Origin of the sequence: Salmonella sp. JXY0409-18 (genome assembly GCF_020268625.1) — a bacterium.
GTDB lineage: Bacteria > Pseudomonadota > Gammaproteobacteria > Enterobacterales > Enterobacteriaceae > Salmonella > Salmonella enterica.
Genome location: NZ_CP084216.1, coordinates 984,691 through 1,008,526, shown reverse-complemented (window position 1 = coordinate 1,008,526; position 23,836 = coordinate 984,691). Strand labels below are relative to the sequence as shown.

Below are 23,836 nucleotides of genomic sequence, written 5' to 3'. Positions count from 1 at the left end.
TTCAGGAAACATACAGTCATAATATAGAGTAGTCTTATGGCGCTGGAAGGATTACCTCTGGCAGGCAACCTTATAACTTCATTACGGTTTAAGTAAAGACTTATATTCAGCTATCCTTTTTTTATGAGCGGATATAGAGAGTTTTTTATCGTTTAGCATAACGGCATTGTTATCGAATCGCTCATAAAGCGTTTCATTCTTTTTGTTTACTATACTGCTTCCCGCCGCCGGATTGGCCTGCACATATTCATTTAATCGTTGTACGCCTTGAGTATGTTTGTAAAAACTCACCGGCAGATAGCGGTCTGCTTTATCGGACGGGAGAAAAGGTTCTTCACCACACAGACGTTCACAAATATTATCTTCATGAATTTTTACTAAGTTCATAAATTCAAGATGAAGTTTTTTGGCGAGCGCCAGGCTAAAAATACCGCATTCAGAAGAGCTTCGTTGAATGTCCAGCTCGACCATAGCAAAATAACAATCAGGCAATTGTTCACGTTCAAGAGCTGCTTTGGTCCTCAATGCCAGTAAAGCAGGTCCAAAAGCGCTACACGCTGCTGGTTCGAACAAAATCACCGATGTCTTTCCGTCCATAACTCTAAAATCGACGACTGAAACATGGATACCTGAACTTCCCATATTTACGATAAATCGGGCAGATTCAACGCCTTCCATTCTGGTCTCCTTTATAGAGGAAACAAGCTCATGGACTGACATAACAAATTTAAGATTTAACTCTGGATACTTCTTATTGGCCTGTGCAACAAGAAAAGGCATCATTTCGAGATCGGTTTCCTCGTAACTGATATGAATCCAGCTGCCATCTATAATTTCACTTTCCAGACGCTCAACAATACAGGTCAATGCTTCGGTGTTTAGCTCCCCGCTGACGTCAGACTGAGGCGATAAACTCGCCCCCATATTACGAGTCGTAGGACTTAGCATACTTCTCCCTCCACATGATAGCTCCTGCACCGAAAATATCATCTTTAACTTTTCAGATTCAATATATTGCCTGCAAAAATATGCCTCAATGATTGAGCCAGGCTACCAACCACCTCCGGATGATTATATATAAGAATTACTACTCAAAAAATCTTTTTTATAATAAAAACTCAACACATGGTCATAAATGATAAAAAATAGTTTAATTCATTCCTACCGCAATCGGTAACGCGCAATTATCGTCAGGTACAGCAGGGTTATGTGCAAAAGCAGTGCGCTGTAAATGCGCGTCTAGTTTCAGTCCCCGGAACAGCGATAGCGGTGAAGAGTCCATCCCCAAACGATACATAACCTTCTTACGATAAATACTAACGGTTTTTGTTCCCAGACCAAATTTTTTCGCCAGTTCAATTGCCGGATGTCCCGAGGATAATAATATCAGCAGCGCATATTTCGCCTGAGTGACGCCGGGAGGTAGATTCCACCAGGCGTATTGATTGATATTAAACAATACCTCTTCCGGCGTCTCGCCGGCATTAAAAGCATACGTAGCAGCCACGGTTTTCTTTTGTGGCCTGTGGCAGAAACGCAGCCAGGCTTCCGGAAGACGAAGCTTCTCTCGATCCGAGCGGATAGCGCAGGATAGTTCGTCTTTTAAAACATAATCCATAACGCCAAAATATTGCAGCACACAGCGATCGATATAATACAAGCGATCTGCCACTACCAAAACTTTACGGTTCTGCAACCGCGTCTGCAACGCATGAAAAAGATAAACATGCTCATGCGGGTTCAAAGCTAAAATCAGCCCGGCGTCCGGCATATCGGATAGAGAATGCAAAAGTGCAGTTAATGAGTTACACGTTTTAACGCACTTTTCCGGATATTTTTGCTTAAAAATAGACTGAAGGGCATAACAATTAGTCCAGTTAATACCGTATATAATTACATTTCTCATTTATTTATCCTTTTTTGAAAACTGACCACAGCTTCGGTAATGATTTTTCTTCCTGGGCGACTACTGCGCAAGTAGATAACGCCTTCTTACTACAAAGGTAATAAGACCAGATACGTTATTACATGCGCAATGTCGTTACCGAAATGAATTCCTTTTACAAATCTGATAATGATTAAATTTGCTGTTTTACTTTACTGTAATCTCTTAGAGTACAACGATTACCCGACGCCTGGTGGCCATGTATGTCTGGCAATGAACGCTTTCGATTCCCTTTCATTAACTATATATCACTGGTGTAGCGATACTGAAATATACACTACGATTAAAAAAATATTTGGTATCTGTAACGCAAACAGATAGTAACGTTTAAAATAATTTCACAAATCAATGGTTCATCGTACGCATAAAGCTAAGCGGTGTAATCTTAAAATGCCGTTTAAAAATAGCGATAAAATAAGAAGGCGTATCATAGCCACACATCGTCGCGACTTGTGAAATATTTCCAGCCCCCATACGTAATAATTTTATAGCCTGATTCATACGAGCATCCAGATATATTTTGCTAAAACTCACCTCTTCAGCGGCCAGTTTTCGCTTCAGACTTGATACGCTCATAAACAGCTTTCCTGCTACCTCAGCCTGTGACCATTTGCGGGTGAGATCGCTGATAATAATGTTATAAACTTTCTCTTTTGTCGTAATTTTTATTGCTCGCTCAAGGAAATCAAACCCACCGGGCTTACGTACAAATGCTGATATAAGATACATCAATGAGAAATATGAATAATCATGATCATCAATACTCACGTTACTACAAACCCGTGGACATGCCACACCATGCAAAATAGAGTCAAAAGTATCACTCATCCCTGGCAACAAGTCCGCATGAAAAAAATACTTTGGTTTCGTTTTTAATGATAGCTCTCGATCATTATAGTTTCTTGTACTGTAAAAAACTTTGTAGAATTTTTGCATTAAGTCATAGGAAACTTCCAGTGAAGAAAAATCAATATGCCCTTCTATTTCGCTCATACTAAGCGTGATTGTTTGATCTTTTTCCAATAAAAATAAACACGGCGCAGATTGTTCGATGAACTCCCCAAATTCGTTTTCAATTCGCAAACTGCCTTTATTAAGTTTAAACAATAAGCAGTTTGCGACATAATAGTCTCTTACGTCAGCTAATCCATTTATTAATGGAAATTTGTTCGGCTGTTGAAGGTGATTATTGCTAATGGCCTCAACTGATTTATTCATTGAAGGCAATACCATATTTTATCCTGTGTGCTATAAGGAACTCAAAATCGTTATATTCTTATAAACAAATAATTAAAACTCACAGAGATGATTTAAATCCGATTTTTTTATTATTATAGCCAATAATTACATTCCAACGCGCGTTCATTTCGTCACAAAAAGATACTCTTACAAACTTTATGCACAATTTTGTAATGGAAGCTTACAATATTAATATAATCATTTCAGAATAAAACGGCTGGTAGACACCTTAATAATCCATATACATCAATAAGATAGATACACTGGCATGGTGCATTTTCTGCATTATTTGCTAATGTATACACCATACCTTATCACAAATCGCCAGCAATGGGGGTCACCAGTCAATTGCCTCTTTGTTTTCCCCGCCCGATAAAATAATCTCCTGCATCCAGGAGGTCATTTGTGACTGCGCATTCATTGTACCAACTAATACCCCGTTTAAAGCCTCATATAAATGAGTGCCCGGTTCAACTTTTGCTAACATGTTTTGTAGCATAGCCGTTTGCTGCTCAAAAGAAACAAAAGCCGAATCACCACTTTTCGGATCTTTGAAGGCATTCATCTCTTGATAAATGCTATCTTTAAGCGTTTCAGAAGAGGCTGACTCAGGAAGCGCCAAAAGTCGTTGGTAGAATGCATCATAAAGATCAACGTCGCCGCCATTGCTTAAAGGCGCGCTATCCACATTATTCAGCATAGCGGCCCTGGCACTCAACGAAACCACACCCGTCGCTTCAGTATCCGCTGTCGGGACCAAATAAGAAGTCGGAATCGTACCCGGTATCACCTTATAACCTCCATTTTACAATGCTTGCGTTTTTGTCTTCCATTCATCAATAAGTGCGTTAATGGCGTTATCAGAAATCGTCCGGCAGTCTTGTGGAAGTTCATCAAGATGATGCTTAATGACGCCTACTGCCGTTTCAACAAATTGTTCAGGTGAAAATTCTGCGATCTGATCGCCGCAACTCATGATAAAGCGCTGTTCCTGATGATATTTAAGATTAAAAGTGCCTGGCCAGTTCTCCATAAGCAACACCATCAGTTTTTGGTGATCTTTTTTCGCGTTAACTGGTAGTGTTAAAAAAAGTTGCCCCTCAGGCTTATCGAAATCCCTTAGCCACTCATCCAGGACGGTTAAAAGCGTTTCGGGATGGTCGACCGCAGCTGAAAATAACTCGCGGGCATAAATCTGTATTTTTTCCATCCACTTCCAGGCCATTGTCTGATTATCAGTAAGATAAGCGGCGACCTGCTGTAACGCGTCTATCATTCCCTGCTCGTAACCTTCCTGATAGGCGTACATCCGCAAGGTCTTTGCCTCTTCTTCCGCCTCTCGCAAAATACGCTTAGCCCGTTGATGCGCCTGCTGTTCTAATCTTTCAATAGAGAAATAACGTTCCAGCGTTTTACGCTTTATCAGTATCCCCTCAACAGGCGAAAGCGGGGACGGAATTGGGATATTTTTGAGCATATTGTAAGGCCAGTAGCAAAATTGACATTTCTACAGCATCCTGCTTCGATGCCTCCTCAATAAATGGAGGAAAAAGCAAAGGAAAACGCTGTGCTAAAGATTCAGGTAAAAATTCATTCAGGGCATTTAACTGTGCATACCCGACGCTAAGTAAAAACCGGTGATTCGGCGCCTTATTGCAGACAGATAAACTTGTTCCCTGATGCATTGCCAAAAATGCTTGCGCCCAATCCGGCAGGCCAAGCAAGGCTCCCTGCCTTGCCAGATCGGCTCTCAGTTTATGGCAACCGAGTAAATACGCTACTTGCGGCAGTCGGCGCCACTGACGCAGCCACAGCTGCGTCAGTGAGTTTTGAATACACTCCTTTTCTCCGTTCTTAAGCCGCCATGCCGCCAGTATTAACTCATTTGCCGCCGCCCTGGCGGCGGGTCTGACAATCATTTCCGGCGCTATCTGCAACCGCTGAGGATGGATATACGATAACGGATCAAAAATGATTCTTTGCCAGATAATGGGTAATGGCTGCCTATTCATTTGACGATTTCGCCTTATCATCAGCCGTTATGCCTTTCTTATTGCGGGCATAATGGTTTTTGTAATACCAGACGCCAAAGCCTGCTGACATCACGGATAACAAAATAATCAACACAATCCAACTGGTTGCAAAAGAATTACGTTTTACTGGTGTGCCGGGAGCCTGTAATTGGGCATCAGAACGTTCTGACAACACAACAGAAATGTTGTCATAATCCACATCGGCAAAACTATTCTTTAAGAAACGCTTGATATCGCTGATCTGATGCGCAAGCGGCGAACCTCGTTCATATACGGCTAATGCCGACAGATGAACAGGTTTTGGCGGGCGGCCATTTTCACCAGCATCAATATCATAACTAATATGGACCCTGGCGGAGAGCACGCCCTCCATCGTCTGTAATGACTGTTCCAGTCGCTGTTCAATAGCCGAATATAACCTGGCCTTTTCAGCTCGCGGAGACGATACCAGCGAATCCGCCGGGAACATCTGCGCTATTTCCACCCGCGGCCGGGGAGGAAGCTGATAAGTTTTAATCCAGTACACCGCAGCGGTAAAATCAGGCTCAGCAACGGTAATGCTATAGCCCAATTTTCCGCTATCAATTTTATTCGCCTCTATATTGTGCATTTGCAGAACGGCAATGACCTCATTAGCCTGTTCCTGGTCCAGTCCTTTTAAAAGATCCTTATCCTTACAGCCGGCAAGGGTCATTACCAGCAGAAAGGTATATAGATATCGACGAATCATGAGCGTAATAGCGTTTCAACAGCCCCGACTCCTTTACGAGTAAGGGTACTTACCATAGAAACATACAGGTTATAATCTGAAATCATCTCTTGCGAAATAGCCAGCTCTTTAGGATCCGTCACCAGATTAGGGTCCTCAATCCTGTTGGTAATCGTCTGTTTATCCACAGCCGTGGCAATCGCCGAACCAGAAAAAGCCTGGAGTAGCCGGTCATCCAGCGAGACAATGTCCGTTTCCATAGACCTGATATTGACCGCCTGCCCTATAACGGCATTCTCAGGGACAATAGTTGCAATCGACATAATCCACCTTATAACTGATTAACGGAAGTTCTGAATAATGGCAGCATCAATATCCTTAAAGACTTTTACCGTGTTCGATTGCGCGTTACGGTACAAGTTATATTCCGAGAGCTTACTCTGATACGCCGCCAGTAGCGCCGGATCGGAGGGTTTTGCTGCTAATTTATCCAGCGCCTCTGTTACCTGCGTTTGTAGATTATCAACGCCCGTATCAAATTTTGCTGAGACGTCATCCAGATAGCCTGACCAAGGTGTTGCCATAATGACTTCCTTATTTGCGTTAAATTAAAGTGGGCTTGGGAAATACCAATGGCCTGGGCTCATTTTGATATAACCTTCCGCCCCGTACTGAAATGAGCGCCCCTTGAGCCAGTCATCTTTTAATTCGATCGCAAACTGCACATAGCGTCCTCCCCATGTGCGGTAATAGCTATCGACAAATTGACGGGCTCTGAGTATTTCTACATCATCGAGCGCCCCCTGAATAACAAACGTTACGCCCCCCTTATGATTCCTGCGGGAATAAGGTAACGCCTGCTGTTTTAGCCCCGCTTCCGCCTGGCCTGCGGCGGTAACATCGTCCATCAACGTGATGTTAACCGAATCCGCGTAAGGCATTAGCGCTCTCAGCTTTTGACTTAACACCTCGAGCTCTTTCTTGCTCATCGTGTTTCGCTGGCGGCTTAGCCAGAAAACGGGTTTACGCGGCTCATCGAAATGAAGCCGATAATAAGCCAGCTGCGGATAATAGGTATCCAGCCAGGTAGAGATACGCTTATTTTCTTCGTTTTCGTTAATCACTCGCGCATTTTTATCATAATCGCCCCTCGCTAAAACCTGACGAGCCCACAGTGTATCTCTTTCATTTTGCGCAGCGACATAGAGCATTTTGTCCCGTCCTGGCAACACCTGAAAGCGCTCCTTCTCCTGCCCCAATAACGAATCGAGCTCTGCGGCCTGCCGCTGCGGCGAGTTAAGTATCCATAACGTCCCCACCGTCCCAATTCCCAATATAAAAAACCCGGCCAGTGCTGCTACAATTCCGTTTTTAAAACGTGGCTCGTTCTTTTTTGCAGACGTTTCTAACTTCTCAGGCTGCTCGGGCACCCACGGCTCGCTTTCCGGGCGAATCAGGATAAGCAATTCACCGACCTGTATTGGCGTATTTAATTGCACCGAACGAGATTCAGAATTTCCTTCTTTCAGCTCATGGAGTATAATTTCGGTCGCATCCGTATCCACCTGGATTTCAAAATTTACTCCGCCATGGTCCAGCGGGATAAAAAAGCTATCGGCAGGTATATCAGGGAGTTGGCCTGAAGCAGTGAGCGCATCACTCTGACCTACCACAAAGAGTGTTCGGCCTGTCAGCAATGGAAACTCACAGCCGTTCAGTGAGCTGTTAAGTAATCGAACTATGTATGGCCCTGGGCTTGTTATCGTCTTCTCTTTTGATGTTTCCATATATACTGTTAGCGATGTCTGTCGTTCTCGATAGCAGCAGATTACCGCACAGGACACAGGGATTCCTGATGAAAATAGAATGAAAAGTGAGAAATAAAATCAATTTATTCTGTATAATGCGTCTCAACACATATTAAAAGAACCATCATCCCCATTGGGGCTTAAACTACTGTAGATAAATTACCCAAATTTGGGTTCTTTTGGTGTAACAATCAGACCATTGCCAACACACGCTAATAAAGAGCATTTACAACTCAGATTTTTTCAGTAGGATACCAGTAAGGAACATTAAAATAACATCAACAAAGGGATAATATGGAAAATGTAACCTTTGTAAGTAATAGTCATCAGCGTCCTGCCGCAGATAACTTACAGAAATTAAAATCACTTTTGACAAATACCCGGCAGCAAATTAAAAGTCAGACTCAGCAGGTTACCATCAAAAATCTTTATGTAAGCAGTTTCACTTTAGTTTGCTTTCGGAGCGGTAAACTGACGATTAGCAATAATCACGATACGATTTACTGTGACGAACCTGGGATGTTGGTGCTCAAAAAAGAGCAGGTAGTTAACGTGACGCTTGAAGAGGTCAATGGCCACATGGATTTCGATATACTCGAGATACCGACGCAACGACTTGGCGCTCTCTATGCACTTATCCCAAACGAGCAGCAAACAAAAATGGCGGTACCCACAGAGAAAGCGCAGAAAATCTTCTATACGCCTGACTTTCCTGCCAGAAGAGAGGTATTTGAACATCTGAAAACGGCGTTCTCCTGTACGAAGGATACAAGCAAAGGTTGCAGTAACTGTAACAACAAGAGTTGTATTGAAAATGAAGAGTTAATTCCTTATTTTCTGCTGTTCCTGCTTACTGCTTTTCTCCGACTCCCGGAGAGTTATGAGATCATCCTTAGCTCGGCTCAGATAACGTTAAAGGAGCGCGTTTACAACATTATATCTTCGTCACCCAGTAGACAGTGGAAGCTTACGGATGTTGCCGATCATATATTTATGAGTACGTCAACGCTCAAACGGAAACTTGCAGAAGAAGGTACCAGCTTTAGCGACATCTACTTATCGGCAAGAATGAATCAGGCAGCAAAACTTTTACGCATAGGCAACCATAATGTTAATGCTGTAGCATTAAAATGTGGTTATGACAGCACGTCCTACTTCATTCAATGTTTCAAAAAATATTTTAAAACTACGCCATCGACATTCATAAAAATGGCGAACCATTAACATTTTTTGTATCTGTCATTCAAGTAAAGATTTTTATTAAAATTGTAATAATTTAAAATTCAGACTGCGCATTAACACGCTATATCAGAATGGGAGGCTATTCAATATCATTGTTCTGTCCGGAAGACAGCTTATACTGATATCTCTGGTAATTTAAAGTAAGGCTGATTATATAACACGATTTTTGTGAACTTGTCATCGCTATGATGACTAGTAAACCGATATTGCCTTATTCACAGCGTAAGAATTCGTCCAGATGACACTATCTCCTTCCGGCTTTAATCCTGTGGATTAAGGCCGGCATTTTATTCATATTTATACATCATCCGTTCCCTCTGAGAACTATTTGCCTGAACGGTCTACACCGAAACAGTCACGCTTGTTAGCTTTCTGCCAGGCATACCTCTTCTCTTCCTCCTGATATCGATATAATGCCTGGGGGCCAGCCTGAGGATGATACTGCTCATAACCCCCCTGCCTTTTTCACGCTATAGCTGAAGGGAGTAAAGAAAAGACGATATCATTATTTTGCAAAAAAATATAAAAATAAGCGCACCATTAAAAACAGTCTTTCATTTATATTTTGGCACCTAAGACAAATTACACTCTTAAACTTTCAACGAATGGTCATTTAGTGGAAATCTTCGAGAAAAATGGTTCTGATGGTGTAATTATCAGACCATTAACCATGAAGATATAATAAGCAGCATTTACACCCAAAAAAAATGCAGTAAGATAGCTACAAAACTAATCTCTATTGCAATGAGGCCAAGTTAAATATGTAAATATTTAGATGCCCGGCGCTGACTCTCTGCACCAGGATATACGACAGCGTCCATTCGATAATCACGGTTAGTTATAACAATATTATTACCAACATGTCAGTTATTTAAAGCACAGGCATAAGCTAAATAATCAAATGTTAAAAACATATAAACCCGAGCCCGTACAATATGACATTAAGCTCATAATAAAAGCTCAACCTGACCGTTAGTACTAACAGCAGAATTACTGAAACAGTAGATTCTATCCTAACGACTTGTATTAGCTATTATAACTTTTCACCCTGTAAGAGAATACACTATTATCATGCCACATTTTAATCCTGTTCCTGTATCGAATAAAAAATTCGTCTTTGATGATTTCATACTCAACATGGACGGCTCCCTGCTACGCTCAGAAAAGAAAGTCAATATTCCGCCAAAAGAATATGCCGTTCTGGTCATCCTGCTCGAAGCCGCCGGCGAGATTGTGAGTAAAAACACCTTACTGGACCAGGTATGGGGCGACGCGGAAGTTAACGAAGAATCTCTTACCCGCTGTATTTATGCCTTACGACGTATTCTGTCGGAAGATAAAGAGCATCGTTACATTGAAACACTGTACGGACAGGGCTATCGGTTTAATCGTCCGGTCGTAGTGGTGTCTCCGCCAGCGCCGCAACCTACGACTCATACATTGGCGATACTTCCTTTTCAGATGCAGGATCAGGTTCAATCCGAGAGTCTGCATTACTCTATCGTGAAGGGATTATCGCAGTATGCGCCCTTTGGCCTGAGCGTGCTACCGGTGACCATTACGAAGAACTGTCGCAGTGTTAAAGATATTCTTGAGCTCATGGATCAATTACGCCCCGATTATTATATCTCCGGACAGATGATACCCGATGGCAATGATAATATTGTACAGATCGAGATAGTTCGGGTTAAAGGTTATCACCTGCTGCACCAGGAAAGCATTAAGTTGATAGAACACCAACCCGCTTCTCTCTTGCAAAACAAAATTGCTAATCTTTTGCTCAGATGTATTCCCGGGCTTCGCTGGGACACAAAGCAGGTTAGCGAGCTAAATTCGATTGACAGTACTATGGTTTACTTACGCGGTAAGCATGAGTTAAATCAATATACCCCCTATAGCTTACAGCAAGCGCTTAAATTGCTGACTCAATGCGTTAACATGTCGCCAAACAGCATTGCGCCTTACTGTGCGCTGGCAGAATGCTACCTCAGCATGGCGCAAATGGGGATTTTTGATAAACAAAACGCCATGATCAAAGCTAAAGAACATGCGATTAAGGCGACAGAGCTGGACCACAATAATCCACAAGCTTTAGGATTACTGGGGCTAATTAATACGATTCATTCAGAATACATCGTCGGGAGTTTGCTATTCAAACAAGCTAACTTACTTTCGCCCATCTCTGCAGATATTAAATATTATTATGGCTGGAATCTCTTCATGGCTGGTCAGTTGGAGGAGGCCTTACAAACGATTAACGAGTGTTTAAAATTGGATCCAACGCGCGCAGCCGCAGGGATCACTAAGCTGTGGATTACCTATTATCATACCGGTATTGATGATGCTATACGTTTAGGCGATGAATTACGCTCACAACACCTGCAGGATAATCCAATATTATTAAGTATGCAGGTTATGTTTCTTTCTCTTAAAGGTAAACATGAACTGGCACGAAAATTAACTAAAGAAATATCCACGCAGGAAATAACAGGACTTATTGCTGTTAATCTTCTTTACGCTGAATATTGTCAGAATAGTGAGCGTGCCTTACCGACGATAAGAGAATTTCTGGAAAGTGAACAGCGTATAGATAATAATCCGGGATTATTACCGTTAGTGCTGGTTGCCCACGGCGAAGCTATTGCCGAGAAAATGTGGAATAAATTTAAAAACGAAGACAATATTTGGTTCAAAAGATGGAAACAGGATCCCCGCTTGATTAAATTACGGTAAAATCTGAGAGAGGAGATATGCATTATTTTTTTATCATCGTAATCTGGTTGCTTAGCATAAATACGGCATGGGCTGATTGCTGGCTTCAGGCTGAAAAAATGTTCAATATTGAATCCGAACTACTTTACGCTATCGCCCAGCAGGAATCGGCGATGAAACCAGGCGCCATTGGTTATAACCGAGATGGTTCAACCGATCTTGGCCTGATGCAAATTAACAGCTTCCATATGAAAAGGCTGAAAAAAATGGGGATTAGTGAAAAACAGTTGTTACAGGACCCCTGCATTTCTGTCATTGTGGGCGCATCCATTTTATCAGATATGATGAAAATCTACGGTTATAGCTGGGAGGCCGTTGGCGCTTATAATGCCGGGACGTCACCGAAACGATCGGATATAAGGAAGCGTTATGCTAAAAAAATTTGGGAGAATTACAGAAAATTAAAAGGGATGTCAGCAGAAGAGAAAAACAAAAGACTTTCTATCGCGGTAAACAAATAATTATACAGAAATAGCTTACTTTCAGATAGTTCTAAAAGTAAGCTATGTTTTTATCAGCTTGCCGTCGTCATAAGCAACTGGGCTTGCATTGCTTTTAGTTGTACAAACTGTGAGGCGTCTTCCAGCATTCTATTGTTCCGTGAATCCCGGAAATCTGCACGTACCTGCTCCAGATTACTATGAGGATTATCCTTAAGTACAAGAGCCGCCGCCATCGTTCCGGTTCTCCCCACTCCGTCCAGACAATGAATCATCGGTAAATACTTATCTGATGAACTACGCCCCGGCGCGCCATTTTGGTTACTATTTTTCACCCTATCTGCCAGGTATTCTAACTGATCAGTAGACGGTAACGGCTGGTGATCTGGCCAATTTTTCACATGCAATACCGGGATTGTATACTGCTTTTCCCCGCAGGACAGGTGCATATTGTATTGGTCTATCGCTCCTCCCTGACTGGCTGAGCTCACTTTTTGGCTGTTGGTATGCACCTCGCCAAAAGTGTAGCTCCCTCTGAAATAGGGTGGTAATTGTTTTGCCTGCATCTGATCTTCCGACGTTAACACCACCAAGCACGAGCATTCTTTTTCAAGAAGCATTTTCATATGCGCTTCCAGCGCATCCGGCGTATTTTTTGGGTACGAACCGGCTAATGCCACAGGCTTACCGTCAAAAGTTAACGTATTCACTGGCACAGGCATTCCATCGCTCAGTTTCACTTGGGTTTGCTGATTAATTGGAATGCTGCTGACCGCAAACCGTGCCAGGCCCAGTGTCGGTCCGCTCATCGTCTGTGGCATTGGCGCGCCGGCTTCTATTTTCTCAAGTTCAGCTGTAACGTTTTTCAGTTCTTTAGCAATAACGTGAATTTTTTTTACAGCCTGGGTTAATTCATGAGTAGAGGCTTTATCAATCCACCTCTCAACCACTCCCCCACAGGTTCCCCATTGTGAGAACCTGTCTGCTCCTATCTGAATATTTTTTAACGTTGTAACATAATCATTAAGTTGTTTAGCCTCTGGAATTTTATTTAAATTCTGTAAATTCGTCATTAATGAACGTAGCGGGCCGTTACCTGAAGCCATCTCCTGGAAGTTTTCTCGCAGGCTATTTCCATCCATTTGTTCCAGTTGCGGTAATGTTCTTTTAAGTCCCTTTAGCGCGATATCGAGTAAAGGTTGCTTACTTTCTGCTCCAACATCGTTATTTTTTTCTGCCACTTTTGTATCGCCGCCTTTTATGACTAAAGCGGCATTCATGACACCAACATTATCCTTGCTCTTAATAAGGTTTATAAACCCTTCGTCAGCAGCTTTTACACACTCCGTGATCTGCACTGCTAAACGTTGGGTAAGGGGTTTGTTCATATTTATACGGGACATTAACAGTGCGTTATTGACCGCTGTTTCCCCATATTTTTCCGTTAGTGCCTGGAGAAATGTTTGTAAAATTTTCTGATCCTGTCCTTTGATGTTTTCCGTATGTTTTTGCACCACTTCAGTGTTTTTAAATAACGGCATTTTTCCAAGCCAGGTTAATACTTTTGACGAAAATTTTTCAGGCGCAACATATGCCTTATCAGTATTTTCCTTAGCAATATAAAGTCGGGCATCATTCGACACACCAACTTTTGAAAACGAAGACAACGTTAAATTATTCAATTTTCTCTCCTCATACTTTAGCATATTCCTGCAGTATGTTTTTGAGCGCTTCCTGCTGATTCACAAATGACTCAAGCTGCGATATAATATGGTAAGTATTTGTCAGATCGGTAATTGCATGTATAAACAACAACGTCTCAGCGGCCTCAATATACGCTAACGTACCTTCATTATTCGCAGCCAGTTCACCATTAATCACCATAATCTGCCGCCAGATAGAATCGCCACAAACAGGCGATAACGGTATAATCATACCGTTCAATAACCAGATATCATCTTTAGCTTCAATAGACGTAAAAATATCGCTATCGAGTAGTAATAAGCACTGATTGTTGTCGTCAAAAGTGAGCGGTAAACCCAATTTCTCACCAATATTAGCGATAATATCCTGGTGTGCTTGCAATTTACTTTCCTCTTGAATTATATCTTTTATAAGATTGCTTCTTCAAATTTAATCTGGTTACACAATGTCTTGATATTTTTTCGCGCCCATCGCCGGGCGCAATATTTCTCTCCTTTAATCCAGTAGAATAGCCATTCACTACGCATCGGAACACATATCAGTAGCTCCTTCGGATCATTTTCAACATGACGTAACTTGCCTTTAATAACAAAACGCGGACTGTCAGCAATATCATCATATATTGCAGCCATACCTGAACCGGGTACTACATGTGTGATGATTTTCATAACAATTAATCTTGTTCAATTGTTGTCGAGCGAGAGAAAAATACTACACCCTGGACTCAAGACTTTTTTTAACAACACGGCATATATCCGCAAAGGTCGTCATATCAGGAAGATCGTTTTCATTGCAACTAATGTCAAACTCCTCACTAAGACCAAATACAATATCAATTAAATCCAATGAGTCAGCGTAAAGATCCTCAACCAGATGGGTCTGACCATTGATACTATCAACATCAACGGCAATACAGGAGGTGATAACTTTTTTGACTCTTGCTTCAATATCCATATTCATCGCATCTTTCCCGGTTAATTAACGCTGCATGTGCAAGCCATCAACGGTAGTAATAACCCGATCCACGCCAGGTTTATTCAGGTATGACTCGTAAGCCGGGCCAGCTCGCCAGCTACCGTCTCCGATAAGGCCGTCCAGCACATTACTTAACACATAGTCAGTTTCCCCTTTTTGCCTGGTCAACCCCGCCTCTCTGGCAAACTGCAATGCAATCTCAGCCAGTTTTTCTTTTTGTGGATGATGAGTAATGACCTCTTTGAGCGTCTCCATTTTCGCTTTCAATGCTGGGTGCTTGTCAATATCGCTACATTGCGCTTTCAACGCTGCACTCTTTATCGTGTCATTGGGTAATATTTCCGCACGCAAGCCGTCAAACGCTCTGCGTACAGGGAACGGTGTCGAGGTATCCGGCTCCAGGGCTTTACGTATCACACCCAAAAACGCCTCACGGGCGTTGAAATGCATTGAATGCATATTCGTAACGCTCGGTACTGTTGAGAGGAAACTATTTTGCTTAAACTTCAAACCAGAAAATGGGCCAGTCTTATCTGTCTGGCTATTATCATTATCGGTCGTACCGGCTTTATTACCTGTAATTACCGTCGAGTCTGATTGTAAGGTATCGATTTTAACATTCTCGACGCCAGCCAGTTGACTGGCAAGCGGCTTCACATTCACAATCTCTGCCGTCTGGCTTTGCTGTTTATTATCATCAACGCCGTGCACCGTGGCCTGTACCGGCTTGCCGATAATGCTCTTGCTGGTTACGCCATCGACTTCATCAAAAGAGGTTGTTTCACCCGTAGTGCCCTTTTCTGACGTGACCACCTTTCCATCTTTACTTTCGGAAGAAGCGTTGGTCACAGCCTCTGCCGTCGCATGAGCCGTAATGTCAATTTTACCTGCGATGCCATGGTCAATTGCCCCTGTGCTGGCGCTGTGTGCCGTCTCCGTTTGATGCGTAGTCGAATCCACACGCGAATGACTATGACTTACGTTGCTGCTGTTAGTCGAATGGTGTGACTCGCCATGGCGTTGGCTGTTATCAATAAATGTTCGGCTATTATCAATCGTCTTCCGGCTATGATCATGGTTGCTATTATCGATATGGCGCTGGCTATTATCGACATGGCTTCGGCTATTGTTAATATGCTTACTGTTATCCACGCTATGGTTACTGCTATCAATATTAATATTGATATTAATACCCGTAGGTTCTGCTTTTTTCCCACCATCAGGTACTGGTCCAGCCGCAGGTTCCGGAATTTTAGGGTCAGGCAGTTTATCTGCAGGAATTTGTGCAAAAACATTACGTAGTAGCAGGGGTATCAACGTTTGCATTTCAAGGTGCCGGGCTTCCCGTCCTACGCTGGTACCCTGCTCTTGCGTTAATTTTTGGTGGCACATATCAAGCGCCTTAACCGCCTTCGCCGCCGCGGCGTCAACAAGCTGCGTAAGATTGCTACGGGTTAACGGATCTAACGTACAGCCAAAGTTATGTTCAATGCAGCTGGCAATATAGGGCATCACCTCCTGCATAACAAGATTCGTCGATAATTTACTTAATTCACCGCCAGTGTTATTTTTGATAATATCTAACAGCTGCTTTTCCAGGTTTTCCAGCTTCGCTTCCGCTTTCTTTGTTTCTGGCAGCCATGGCCCAAAAGCTGACTTTTCTTTCAGGCCATCTTTTATGATTTGCGTGGTATACTCTGCCCCCACCTTCATCAGTAGCGTCTTCGCCTCAGGAGAATCACTGGTGGCGTTGAGCGCTGAACGAAAGAGCCCGGCAAATTCCATTATCGCTTTCTTACCGGCGACATTATTTGAATTGGTGAAAATTTCTTTTAACGCCTCAGCGTCTTTCCCGCATTTAAACAACGCATCCAGACTCGCCTGTTTGATCAGCGCGGGAAAATCTTCCAGTTGCGGGCCTTTAATTTCCCCTGACAGCGTCGCTGTGGCACTTTCTCTGACTGCGGAAAGATTCGCCGCAAGATTCGTGGCCTGCGTTTTGATCTCGGTCTGCATACCTGGCATTATGACGGGGGGCTGAGTTCTTACACTTGTAACCATTATTAATATCCTCTTCTGTTATCCTTGCAGGAAGCTTTTGGCGGTTTCCAGGCTGCTACTTATCGTACTGCTCAGCACTTTTACCAGGTTGTCGTACAATGAATTGGCATTGCTGTATTTTTGCGTCAGCGTCTGTAATGTGGTTTTCAGATTTTCTTCCTGTGCTTTAAAACCCGACTGCCAGGCTTGATATTTGGCGTTATCCAGTTCAAGGGCTGAACCCGATCCTATTCCATTAAGATCGCTAACCATTTTGCTCAGTGGCCCCGTATCCACCAGTACGACATAACCAGAACCAGACGCCTTTAGACAGCTGTCCGGTAAATTCAATTCTTTAATCCACTGCTCAGCTTCCGCTTTCGTTGCTGTTGTCACTCCGCTGCCAGTTTGCGAGGGAAATAAAATCGTATTTTTATTTATTTGAGTGTATTTATTAATTAAACTACTTATTTCACTTTTAAGTGAGTCAACATTTAGCTTAATGGTATTTCCATCCTTACCAGGCGATAACCAGCCTCCCATTTTGGAAAGAATATCACTGAAGGCCTGATAAAAATCGGTATAGACTGCGACAACGTTTTCATAAACGCCCAGATAGCTGTCACCTATCGCCGATATATTTTGGGAAACCATATCCCAAATCTCAGCATCAGAAATGGTTGTTCTCGGTTGCGCCATAGGCGAAGCGCTAAATAAGGCCGACGTCGGCGCAGAAAACGCGCTCCGCAGGTTCTCATTTTGTTCTGCGGATAATGACACGCCAGACTTCGCCAGAGCATTCAGGCTGCTGGTCAACTGTTGGCGCGCCAGCGTGCGCTCGTCATTATTCTCTTCAGAGATCGGTGGCGTTGACTGCAGCGTCTGCTGTGCCTGCTGGATTTTAGTAGCCGCCTGCGATAATGAAATGATATCTGTGCCGCGATGTTCTGTGGTAGACGGTACCACGGCAGTCTCGACGTGCTCGCTCGCCGAGGGAGTCTGCGGCCGTTCGGCAACGATCCCCGGATGAGGAGAAGCGGAATAATTTTGAATATTAAGCATAATATCCCCAGTTCGCCATCAGGAGCGCGATTAAATCACACCCATGATGGCGTATAGATGACCTTTCAGATTAAGCGCGAATATTGCCTGCGATAGCAGCAAGTGCGGATGCTTTCGACTGGTTAATGCTCTCCATTGTTTTCAGCATTTCCTGAATCAGGCTGGTCGATTTACGTGAACTTTCACGGGCTTCGTCCGATGCGGTGCTGGCAACACGGTTATTCACCTGGCTAATTTGCTGCTCGGAACGTTCCTGAGTAGCGGCGTACTGCCCGGACGCCCCTGCAATACCACCGACCGTGACCGAGTTCTTCATAATCAGATCGCCCGTCATCTGCATCTTGCGCGCATCAATTCGGGTCATATCCATGGTATTCTGCTCAAGACGAATATCGGATTCGACAGACTCAAGACGTTTCGACAGAATAGCCTGATGTTCAGGGGAGATTTGTTTATTACTGTCTTTAATACCCAGACTTTCCGTGGCGCTGGTTCCGGCATTAGATTTAAGCGTCGCATCATTAAGATTTTTCGTCGCATCGGTACCGGTTTTCTTCATATTTAACGATTTCAGAGAATCGACACCTTCAGCACCGAGTTTGACGCTATTCTGCCCGTTCAGCACGTTTTTAATACTGTGGCTTTCAGTGGTCAGTTTATCGATCTTCGCGGCATTATGTTTAAGCGCGCCTCTTTCATTCTGCAGCCCCTTATATTCCAGTTTGGCGCCCACGCCAGTGATCCCCAACTGAAGCGCGCTCTGGGAAATACTACCGGACAACGCATTCATCCCTTCGCGCATCATGGAGCTTGCCGTCGTTTTAGCTGCATCAAAACTGACTAATGACAACTTACCAGACAGTTTGCTATCAGCCTGGTTCAACGTCAGCATTAACGTATTCGCGGCAGCCAACAGCGCAACGGCACTGGAAGACATTCCGCTAATATCAAAAAACTTTCCGACTTCTGCCTGCTGCTCGCGTAACTGGGTTTGCACAACCTCATTCGCTTTAGTCGTGACATTATTTGCCAGGGCATTCAAATCCTGATTCATGTCGGTATTTTGAATACTGGCTTTTAAAAAGGACGTGATCGTTCCGGGGGTTTGCGTTAATACCCCTGGCGCAGGCGCGCTCAGTGTAGGACTCAACCCCAGGTCACTGACTTTACTGCTGCTAATACCAATACTATTCAGAATATCTTTAGCGCTAACGGATTGCGAAGCTGTCTGTGAACTATTCTCAACAGAATGATTATTTAAATAAGCGGCGGGATTTATTCCCACATTACTAATTAACATATTTTTCTCCCTTTATTTTGGCAGTTTTTATGCGCGACTCTGGCGCAGAATAAAACGCGAAGCATCCGCATTTTGCTGTACCGCAGAAGACATAGCTTTTTGTAGTTCCGCCGTTACCTTCTGGTTTTCACCAAATATTTCTACGGATTGTTTAAGCCACTGCTGAATCTGATCCATGGCAAAACGGGCGAGCATAAAATCAGCAAGCGCCTCGCTGGCATTTTTAATAAATACGCCCTCGGCAACACCACCGGCTGACTGGGCTGCGGTATTCGTGACTTCCATGCCCAACGCCACTTTATTTAGGGTATTACCTACCAGCTCTTTACTTAAGGCATTCGTTTGCAGGCCCATCTTGCTACCCACATTACCCAGACCGCTAGTAATACGTTGCATCCCCTGGGTAAAGAGTTTGCTGCCGTTTTGTGCCAACTGTTTCAGCACGTTAGGCACCAACTTCTTAATCGTTTCGCCCATCATTTTGCTCAGCGCGTTACCCAGTTTCGCCGCCGCGCCTTTCCCGACAACTGCGACCACCACAATGACCGCTACCATGGCAATAGCGGCGACAATCGCACCAACAATGCTGCCGGCCATCTCTGCCGTTTTCTTATCGACGCCTAATCCTTCCAGCGCTTTGGTAATCGCCTTGCCAATCAGCTCCATTAACGGCTTCAGCACATGCTCCATAATCGGGTTTAGCGCCTGCTGAATAAACGACACCCCCGTCGCCGCCTTCACAATTTCATCGGCCACCATTACCGCAAGTCCCACCGCAGCCAGCGCCAGACTCGCCCCACCGGTAAAAACAGCGGCCACAACGCTGACAATGGTTAGCAGCGCGCCGAGGACTTTCCCGATACATCCCATAATGCGGTTCGTTTCCTCGGCTTTGCGCGTCTCTTCCTGGAATTCAGCCGATTTCTTTTCCATCTCCGCCTGACGCCCTTCCTGCAAGGCGTTGAAAAGCGCAAGATCGTTTTGCAGGCTTTCTTCCGTATTTTTGCCCACAATCTCAATAAACATGGCCATGAGCATAGTGAGGCGGGCGACATTTGACAGATTATCCTGCTCACCCTGGGAAACCTGATTCTGAGAGGCGGCATTAGCCGTTCCCTGGAATTTGGTCAGAATGTTATCCGCTTTCTCGGCTTTCGCTTTGGCGTCTGTGCCTGCTTTAACCGTCGCATCCGTGGCCTTATCTAATGCCTCTTTCGCCTCTGTCGCTTCTTTTCCGGCCTGTTCTACCGCGGCTTCAGCTTGTGCATAGCCGGGGTCAGCCGGGTCCAGCGATTGCAATTTATTTTGCGCCTGCGTCAGTTTTTTGGCCGCTGCGTCATAAACACTCTTGGCGGTATCCGTCTTTTTGATGCTGGCTTCATAGAGATCCGTCGCCTCCTGAGCCTCTCCCAGAGCTGTCTGGAATTCTTTCGATACCTGAATCCCCATCTCTTTTTGTGACTCAATCATCGCCTGCCATACCGCCAGACGAGACTCCAGTTGAGACAGCGAAACATCGCCCAGTAGGGTCATTAACTTGCCAAGCAGTAATGTCAATTGCCCTTCGCTGGAGAGTTTTTCCCGGGCGGCGTCCGTAGGCGGCTTTAGACCCACCGTATTAATAGCGCTCTCGCCGGACTTTGTTCCGGCTTTAAGGTCGCCCGCTTTCGTTGCCACCACATCTTTAAAAGCTTTATCCGCCGCTTTTAAAAAGTCCGTGTTCTTACGAACGCCTTCAAAAGCCGCCTCAGCGAGGCGCGGATTTTGGGTATATCCGCTACGGCTAATGCTACTTGCGTCATTTACCATAATTATTCCTTTTCTTGTTCACTGTGCTGCTCTGTCTCCGCCGTTTTTAGCGCCTCCAGATAGACCAACGCTTTTGCCCGCAGAGACTCATCTTCAGTACGTTCATTGACAAGTTCAAAACACTGCCTGGCTTTTGCCGCCTTACGCATTAATAATTGACACTGCCCGGTAAAAAAAACGGGGCGATAATCATTTTTAAGTAACGTAAACGCTACTGCATAAAGGTCACATGCTTTCTGAAATTGTTTTTTCAGTTGGCATACTGCCGCCAGTCCCATGGTGTAATCGGGATTGTAAAAATCATAAATGCATAAGAAACGAAAGAATGTCTCAGCTTCATCCAGTCGTCCCTGGTTATAAAACTCATAAGCATGAGCATATAAACCGTCCATCATATCTTGAGGGATCCCATGAACGTCTTTTAGCGTGGCGCCTTCACTAACGGCATCCCAAATCATTTCCGCAACACGTTCTTCGCTGACATTATTTTGATAATCCATTACTTACTCCTGTTATCTGTCACCGACTTTGTAGAACTTAACTACTGCGTTTATCTGATGCAGTTATTAAACCCCGACGGTGGTTAGTGAACATTCAAAAAACGCCCAATGAATACATCGCTACTGCTTTACGCGGCTCAATGCCGTACCTCGTTTTCTTGTGGCTGAATAACGTCTTTGCCCGCGTTTTCTACCTCTTCCAGCCAAACCAGAAGACGTAAAACTTCATCAATTTCTTCCAGACTCACCAGATCATAACGGCGATGGGTTTTGAAAAGACTGCGCGCCAGTTTGATATCGACGATCACAGGTACGCCAACCTTCTCCGCATAGGCGCGGACGGCCAGTGCGCGCTGATTCGTTTCATACACTGAGATCATCGGAATCGGCATCAGTTCGGGTTTAAAATAAATCCCGATCGTAATATGCGTGGGGTTGGCAACAATCAGGCGTGAGTTTTCAATATCGGATTTCACCTGTTCAGACAGAATTTCCATATGAACTTCACGTCTTTTAGATTTAACCTCTGGGTTCCCTTCCTGCTCCTTCATTTCACGCTTCACTTCTTCCTTATCCATTTTCATATCTTTCATGGTCAGGAAATATTCCGCAATAGCATCCAATAATAAGACAATCAATGCGCAAGCAAGGCAAGTTAATACCAACGCGAGGAGAAGCTCACGCCAAATGACGGCAATACCTACAATATTGCCATTTAGCTGAGAAAAGATTTCAACCTTATATTTCTTCCAGCAAATGATGGCGGCCACCACAAAGGATGAGAGATACAGTAGGGTTTTGACCGTATCTTTAACCGTTCGCATACTAAAAAGTTTTTTCGCCCCTTCTACCGGGTTTAACGCCGATAAATTAGGTTTTAATGCTTCTGTCGCCAGCACAAAACCGGCCTGTAATAACGCCGGTAATGCGGAACACACTAAGCAGAGCAGCATAAATGGAATCAGATATTTTAACCCTATCCCAAAAACGGCCAAACTGTAGTCAGCCATGCTCTGATCAAAATTATCCGCAATAATGATCTTAATTATCCCCATAAACTCATTAAATGAGCCATACGACACCAGATAGGCAATTCCTCCCAGCGTCAGGCAGGCGATAATGAGATCTTTACTTTTAAATGACTGGCCTTTTTTAGCGGAGTCTTCCAGCCGTTTTTTAGTCGGTTTTTCTGTTTTATTCGAGGACATGCGTCGCCCCTCGCTCGTAAAACCAACTGCTTAATCCTGTGGCCTGGAAAGAGAGTCGCAGTACATTGTCCGGTAGCACCGGAGAGAAATAAAGCAGCATAATTAAAACGGCAATGCCGCTTTTTACCGTCAGTGAAATCGCAAAGGCGTTCATTTGCGGAGCAAAGCGCGACAATAAACCCAGGAATACTTCTGACAGCAACAGCACTAATACCACCGGACTGGCCAGAACCAAGGCGTTTTGAGCCACCTGATTAATAAACGTTAATAGCGGCGGTAATGAAGGCGTGCACTCGTTCATCGGATCGCATAGCTGATAGCTTTTATTTAACACGTCAACCATCGTGACCAGACCGCCGTTTTGTAAATAAACGACAGCGGCAAACATATTCAGGAAATTAGCCATTTCCGAGGTATCAATACCGTTTGCCGGATCGATACTGCTACTTAGCGTTGCCCCTCGCTGGTTATCGATAATACAACCCAGCGCATGCATAACCCAAAAAGGCCATGACAGCAGACAGCCCAGCATGACGCCTACCGCCGCTTCTTGCAGAACTAACGGGATCATCGCCACCGATAAAAACGGCGGCGCCTCGTTCAATGCATGCGGCCATACTCCCAATGCCACCAGGATGATAATGGCGTTTCTCGGCGCGCCGCTTAATACCCCGCTATTCAAAAACGGCATGAAGAAAAAAATCGGCGCCACGCGAGCAAACCCTAGTGCCGCAGACGCAACCAGGTGATGAATTTCAAAGTACAACGCGTAAAACATTTTTTACCCCTTAGCCAACGCCAGGAATATCACCTGACGCCCGTAAGAGAGTAAAACTTCGCCATACCAGCCAGAGAGTAAAAACAAGCATAAACACACGCCAAGTAATTTAATGCCAAAAGGCAGCGTCTGTTCCTGTAATTGCGTTACCGTCTGGAATAACCCTACCAGGAGGCCGATAATCGTTGCGACAATCGTCGGCCACCCTGACAGGATCAAAACAAGATAGAGCGCCTTATTACCTGCAAACACTAAATCATCCATTTAACTAT

At 44.1% G+C, this 23,836-nt stretch carries 25 protein-coding genes; 3 read left to right on the top strand and 22 right to left on the bottom strand.

All coding sequences use genetic code 11. The features are described 5' to 3' along the window. Window positions 1-81: 81 nt before the first annotated feature. The 10 genes from avrA to prgH all read right to left on the bottom strand — a co-directional run bounded on the left by avrA (window position 82) and on the right by prgH (window position 7,713). Window positions 82-990, bottom strand: coding sequence for a type III secretion system YopJ family effector AvrA (avrA, locus tag LDB27_RS04845; RefSeq protein ID WP_077906402.1), 909 nt, complete (start codon window positions 988-990; stop codon window positions 82-84). Between the two features lie 160 nt (window positions 991-1,150). After that, a complete protein-coding gene (gene sprB, locus LDB27_RS04840) occupies window positions 1,151-1,906 on the bottom strand; it encodes a transcriptional regulator SprB (RefSeq protein ID WP_001246665.1) in 756 nt (251 codons plus the stop codon). 384 nt (window positions 1,907-2,290) lie between these two features. Next, the gene (gene hilC / locus LDB27_RS04835; RefSeq protein WP_000243998.1) at window positions 2,291-3,178 is read right to left on the bottom strand and encodes an invasion transcriptional regulator HilC; all 888 of its coding nucleotides are present in this window, start codon (window positions 3,176-3,178) and stop codon (window positions 2,291-2,293) included. Window positions 3,179-3,521: 343 nt separating this feature from the next. Continuing rightward, window positions 3,522-3,974 (bottom strand): type III secretion system effector protein OrgC, encoded by a 453-nt coding sequence (locus LDB27_RS04830; RefSeq protein WP_000612177.1) that lies wholly within the window; start codon window positions 3,972-3,974, stop codon window positions 3,522-3,524. A gap of 15 nt (window positions 3,975-3,989) precedes the next feature. After that, the gene (gene orgB, locus LDB27_RS04825; protein ID WP_000916655.1) at window positions 3,990-4,661 is read right to left on the bottom strand and encodes a type III secretion system linker protein OrgB; all 672 of its coding nucleotides are present in this window, start codon (window positions 4,659-4,661) and stop codon (window positions 3,990-3,992) included. Then, entirely contained in the window at window positions 4,618-5,217 is a 600-nt protein-coding gene (gene orgA, locus LDB27_RS04820; RefSeq protein ID WP_001591231.1) for an oxygen-regulated invasion protein OrgA, read from the bottom strand. Before orgA ends, orgB begins: the two co-directional genes overlap by 44 nt. After that, window positions 5,189-5,947, bottom strand: coding sequence for a type III secretion system inner membrane ring lipoprotein PrgK (prgK, locus tag LDB27_RS04815; RefSeq protein WP_000621238.1), 759 nt, complete (start codon window positions 5,945-5,947; stop codon window positions 5,189-5,191). The genes orgA and prgK overlap by 29 nt, the downstream gene beginning before the upstream one ends. Then, on the bottom strand, window positions 5,944-6,249 hold the full coding sequence (gene prgJ, locus LDB27_RS04810; RefSeq protein WP_000020431.1) for a type III secretion system inner rod protein PrgJ: 306 nt from the start codon (window positions 6,247-6,249) through the stop codon (window positions 5,944-5,946). Before prgJ ends, prgK begins: the two co-directional genes overlap by 4 nt. Window positions 6,250-6,267: 18 nt before the next feature. Beyond that, complete coding sequence (prgI, locus tag LDB27_RS04805) at window positions 6,268-6,510, bottom strand: type III secretion system needle filament protein PrgI (RefSeq protein ID WP_000235228.1); 243 nt, start codon at window positions 6,508-6,510, stop codon at window positions 6,268-6,270. A gap of 24 nt (window positions 6,511-6,534) precedes the next feature. After that, a complete protein-coding gene (gene prgH, locus LDB27_RS04800; RefSeq protein ID WP_000450196.1) occupies window positions 6,535-7,713 on the bottom strand; it encodes a type III secretion system inner membrane ring protein PrgH in 1,179 nt (392 codons plus the stop codon). 315 nt (window positions 7,714-8,028) lie between these two features. Here prgH and hilD point away from each other — a divergent pair, with 315 nt between their 5' ends. The 3 genes from hilD (at window position 8,029) to iagB (ending at window position 12,209) form a co-directional block, all read left to right on the top strand. Continuing rightward, window positions 8,029-8,958: a transcriptional regulator HilD gene (gene hilD, locus LDB27_RS04795; RefSeq protein ID WP_000432699.1), complete on the top strand. Its 930-nt coding sequence runs from the start codon at window positions 8,029-8,031 to the stop codon at window positions 8,956-8,958. 1,089 nt (window positions 8,959-10,047) lie between these two features. Further along, window positions 10,048-11,709, top strand: coding sequence for a transcriptional regulator HilA (gene hilA, locus LDB27_RS04790; protein ID WP_001120090.1), 1,662 nt, complete (start codon window positions 10,048-10,050; stop codon window positions 11,707-11,709). Window positions 11,710-11,726: 17 nt separating this feature from the next. Next, the gene (gene iagB / locus LDB27_RS04785) at window positions 11,727-12,209 is read left to right on the top strand and encodes an SPI-1 type III secretion system invasion protein IagB (RefSeq protein ID WP_000558932.1); all 483 of its coding nucleotides are present in this window, start codon (window positions 11,727-11,729) and stop codon (window positions 12,207-12,209) included. 53 nt (window positions 12,210-12,262) lie between these two features. Here the strand turns inward: iagB and sptP are convergent, their stop codons facing one another. The 12 genes from sptP to spaQ all read right to left on the bottom strand — a co-directional run bounded on the left by sptP (window position 12,263) and on the right by spaQ (window position 23,828). Further along, entirely contained in the window at window positions 12,263-13,894 is a 1,632-nt protein-coding gene (sptP, locus tag LDB27_RS04780; protein WP_000922293.1) for an SPI-1 type III secretion system effector GTPase-activating protein SptP, read from the bottom strand. Further along, window positions 13,881-14,273, bottom strand: coding sequence for a chaperone SicP (gene sicP, locus LDB27_RS04775; RefSeq protein ID WP_001147854.1), 393 nt, complete (start codon window positions 14,271-14,273; stop codon window positions 13,881-13,883). Before sicP ends, sptP begins: the two co-directional genes overlap by 14 nt. 26 nt (window positions 14,274-14,299) lie before the next feature. Beyond that, window positions 14,300-14,560 (bottom strand): hypothetical protein, encoded by a 261-nt coding sequence (locus LDB27_RS04770; RefSeq protein ID WP_000692250.1) that lies wholly within the window; start codon window positions 14,558-14,560, stop codon window positions 14,300-14,302. Between the two features lie 43 nt (window positions 14,561-14,603). Then, window positions 14,604-14,852, bottom strand: a complete 249-nt coding sequence (locus LDB27_RS04765) for an acyl carrier protein (RefSeq protein ID WP_001055579.1) — start codon at window positions 14,850-14,852, stop codon at window positions 14,604-14,606. An 18-nt stretch (window positions 14,853-14,870) separates the two neighbouring features. Continuing rightward, window positions 14,871-16,928: an SPI-1 type III secretion system effector SipA gene (gene sipA, locus LDB27_RS04760; RefSeq protein WP_000258807.1), complete on the bottom strand. Its 2,058-nt coding sequence runs from the start codon at window positions 16,926-16,928 to the stop codon at window positions 14,871-14,873. 18 nt (window positions 16,929-16,946) lie between these two features. Further along, the gene (sipD, locus tag LDB27_RS04755) at window positions 16,947-17,969 is read right to left on the bottom strand and encodes an SPI-1 type III secretion system needle tip complex protein SipD (protein WP_000932250.1); all 1,023 of its coding nucleotides are present in this window, start codon (window positions 17,967-17,969) and stop codon (window positions 16,947-16,949) included. A 70-nt stretch (window positions 17,970-18,039) separates the two neighbouring features. Further along, window positions 18,040-19,269, bottom strand: a complete 1,230-nt coding sequence (gene sipC / locus LDB27_RS04750) for an SPI-1 type III secretion system needle tip complex protein SipC (protein ID WP_000909019.1) — start codon at window positions 19,267-19,269, stop codon at window positions 18,040-18,042. 27 nt (window positions 19,270-19,296) lie between these two features. After that, complete coding sequence (gene sipB / locus LDB27_RS04745) at window positions 19,297-21,078, bottom strand: SPI-1 type III secretion system needle tip complex protein SipB (protein WP_000245782.1); 1,782 nt, start codon at window positions 21,076-21,078, stop codon at window positions 19,297-19,299. Between the two features lie 2 nt (window positions 21,079-21,080). Further along, on the bottom strand, window positions 21,081-21,578 hold the full coding sequence (gene sicA / locus LDB27_RS04740) for a SycD/LcrH family type III secretion system chaperone SicA (RefSeq protein ID WP_000386309.1): 498 nt from the start codon (window positions 21,576-21,578) through the stop codon (window positions 21,081-21,083). 137 nt (window positions 21,579-21,715) lie between these two features. Next, entirely contained in the window at window positions 21,716-22,786 is a 1,071-nt protein-coding gene (gene spaS, locus LDB27_RS04735) for an SPI-1 type III secretion system export apparatus protein SpaS (protein WP_000097719.1), read from the bottom strand. After that, window positions 22,773-23,564: an SPI-1 type III secretion system export apparatus protein SpaR gene (spaR, locus tag LDB27_RS04730; protein ID WP_000498968.1), complete on the bottom strand. Its 792-nt coding sequence runs from the start codon at window positions 23,562-23,564 to the stop codon at window positions 22,773-22,775. Before spaR ends, spaS begins: the two co-directional genes overlap by 14 nt. 3 nt (window positions 23,565-23,567) lie before the next feature. Further along, window positions 23,568-23,828 carry an SPI-1 type III secretion system export apparatus protein SpaQ gene (spaQ, locus tag LDB27_RS04725; RefSeq protein WP_000342503.1) on the bottom strand — a complete coding sequence of 87 codons (261 nt, stop codon included), beginning with the start codon at window positions 23,826-23,828 and terminating at the stop codon, window positions 23,568-23,570. Window positions 23,829-23,836 lie beyond the last annotated feature (8 nt).

Excerpts from the sequence above, each read along its gene's own strand:
- avrA (WP_077906402.1), bottom strand. The coding sequence starts at position 990 with ATGATATTTTCGGTGCAGGAGCTATCATGTGGAGGGAGAAGTATGCTA.
- sprB (WP_001246665.1), bottom strand. The coding sequence starts at position 1,906 with ATGAGAAATGTAATTATATACGGTATTAACTGGACTAATTGTTATGCC.
- hilC (WP_000243998.1), bottom strand. The coding sequence starts at position 3,178 with ATGGTATTGCCTTCAATGAATAAATCAGTTGAGGCCATTAGCAATAAT.
- orgB (WP_000916655.1), bottom strand. The coding sequence starts at position 4,661 with ATGCTCAAAAATATCCCAATTCCGTCCCCGCTTTCGCCTGTTGAGGGG.
- orgA (WP_001591231.1), bottom strand. The coding sequence starts at position 5,217 with ATGATAAGGCGAAATCGTCAAATGAATAGGCAGCCATTACCCATTATC.
- prgK (WP_000621238.1), bottom strand. The coding sequence starts at position 5,947 with ATGATTCGTCGATATCTATATACCTTTCTGCTGGTAATGACCCTTGCC.
- prgJ (WP_000020431.1), bottom strand. The coding sequence starts at position 6,249 with ATGTCGATTGCAACTATTGTCCCTGAGAATGCCGTTATAGGGCAGGCG.
- prgI (WP_000235228.1), bottom strand. The coding sequence starts at position 6,510 with ATGGCAACACCTTGGTCAGGCTATCTGGATGACGTCTCAGCAAAATTT.
- prgH (WP_000450196.1), bottom strand. The coding sequence starts at position 7,713 with ATGGAAACATCAAAAGAGAAGACGATAACAAGCCCAGGGCCATACATA.
- hilD (WP_000432699.1), top strand. The coding sequence starts at position 8,029 with ATGGAAAATGTAACCTTTGTAAGTAATAGTCATCAGCGTCCTGCCGCA.
- hilA (WP_001120090.1), top strand. The coding sequence starts at position 10,048 with ATGCCACATTTTAATCCTGTTCCTGTATCGAATAAAAAATTCGTCTTT.
- iagB (WP_000558932.1), top strand. The coding sequence starts at position 11,727 with ATGCATTATTTTTTTATCATCGTAATCTGGTTGCTTAGCATAAATACG.
- sptP (WP_000922293.1), bottom strand. The coding sequence starts at position 13,894 with ATGCTAAAGTATGAGGAGAGAAAATTGAATAATTTAACGTTGTCTTCG.
- LDB27_RS04770 (WP_000692250.1), bottom strand. The coding sequence starts at position 14,560 with ATGAAAATCATCACACATGTAGTACCCGGTTCAGGTATGGCTGCAATA.
- LDB27_RS04765 (WP_001055579.1), bottom strand. The coding sequence starts at position 14,852 with ATGAATATGGATATTGAAGCAAGAGTCAAAAAAGTTATCACCTCCTGT.
- sipA (WP_000258807.1), bottom strand. The coding sequence starts at position 16,928 with ATGGTTACAAGTGTAAGAACTCAGCCCCCCGTCATAATGCCAGGTATG.
- sipD (WP_000932250.1), bottom strand. The coding sequence starts at position 17,969 with ATGCTTAATATTCAAAATTATTCCGCTTCTCCTCATCCGGGGATCGTT.
- sipC (WP_000909019.1), bottom strand. The coding sequence starts at position 19,269 with ATGTTAATTAGTAATGTGGGAATAAATCCCGCCGCTTATTTAAATAAT.
- sipB (WP_000245782.1), bottom strand. The coding sequence starts at position 21,078 with ATGGTAAATGACGCAAGTAGCATTAGCCGTAGCGGATATACCCAAAAT.
- sicA (WP_000386309.1), bottom strand. The coding sequence starts at position 21,578 with ATGGATTATCAAAATAATGTCAGCGAAGAACGTGTTGCGGAAATGATT.
- spaS (WP_000097719.1), bottom strand. The coding sequence starts at position 22,786 with ATGTCCTCGAATAAAACAGAAAAACCGACTAAAAAACGGCTGGAAGAC.
- spaR (WP_000498968.1), bottom strand. The coding sequence starts at position 23,564 with ATGTTTTACGCGTTGTACTTTGAAATTCATCACCTGGTTGCGTCTGCG.
- spaQ (WP_000342503.1), bottom strand. The coding sequence starts at position 23,828 with ATGGATGATTTAGTGTTTGCAGGTAATAAGGCGCTCTATCTTGTTTTG.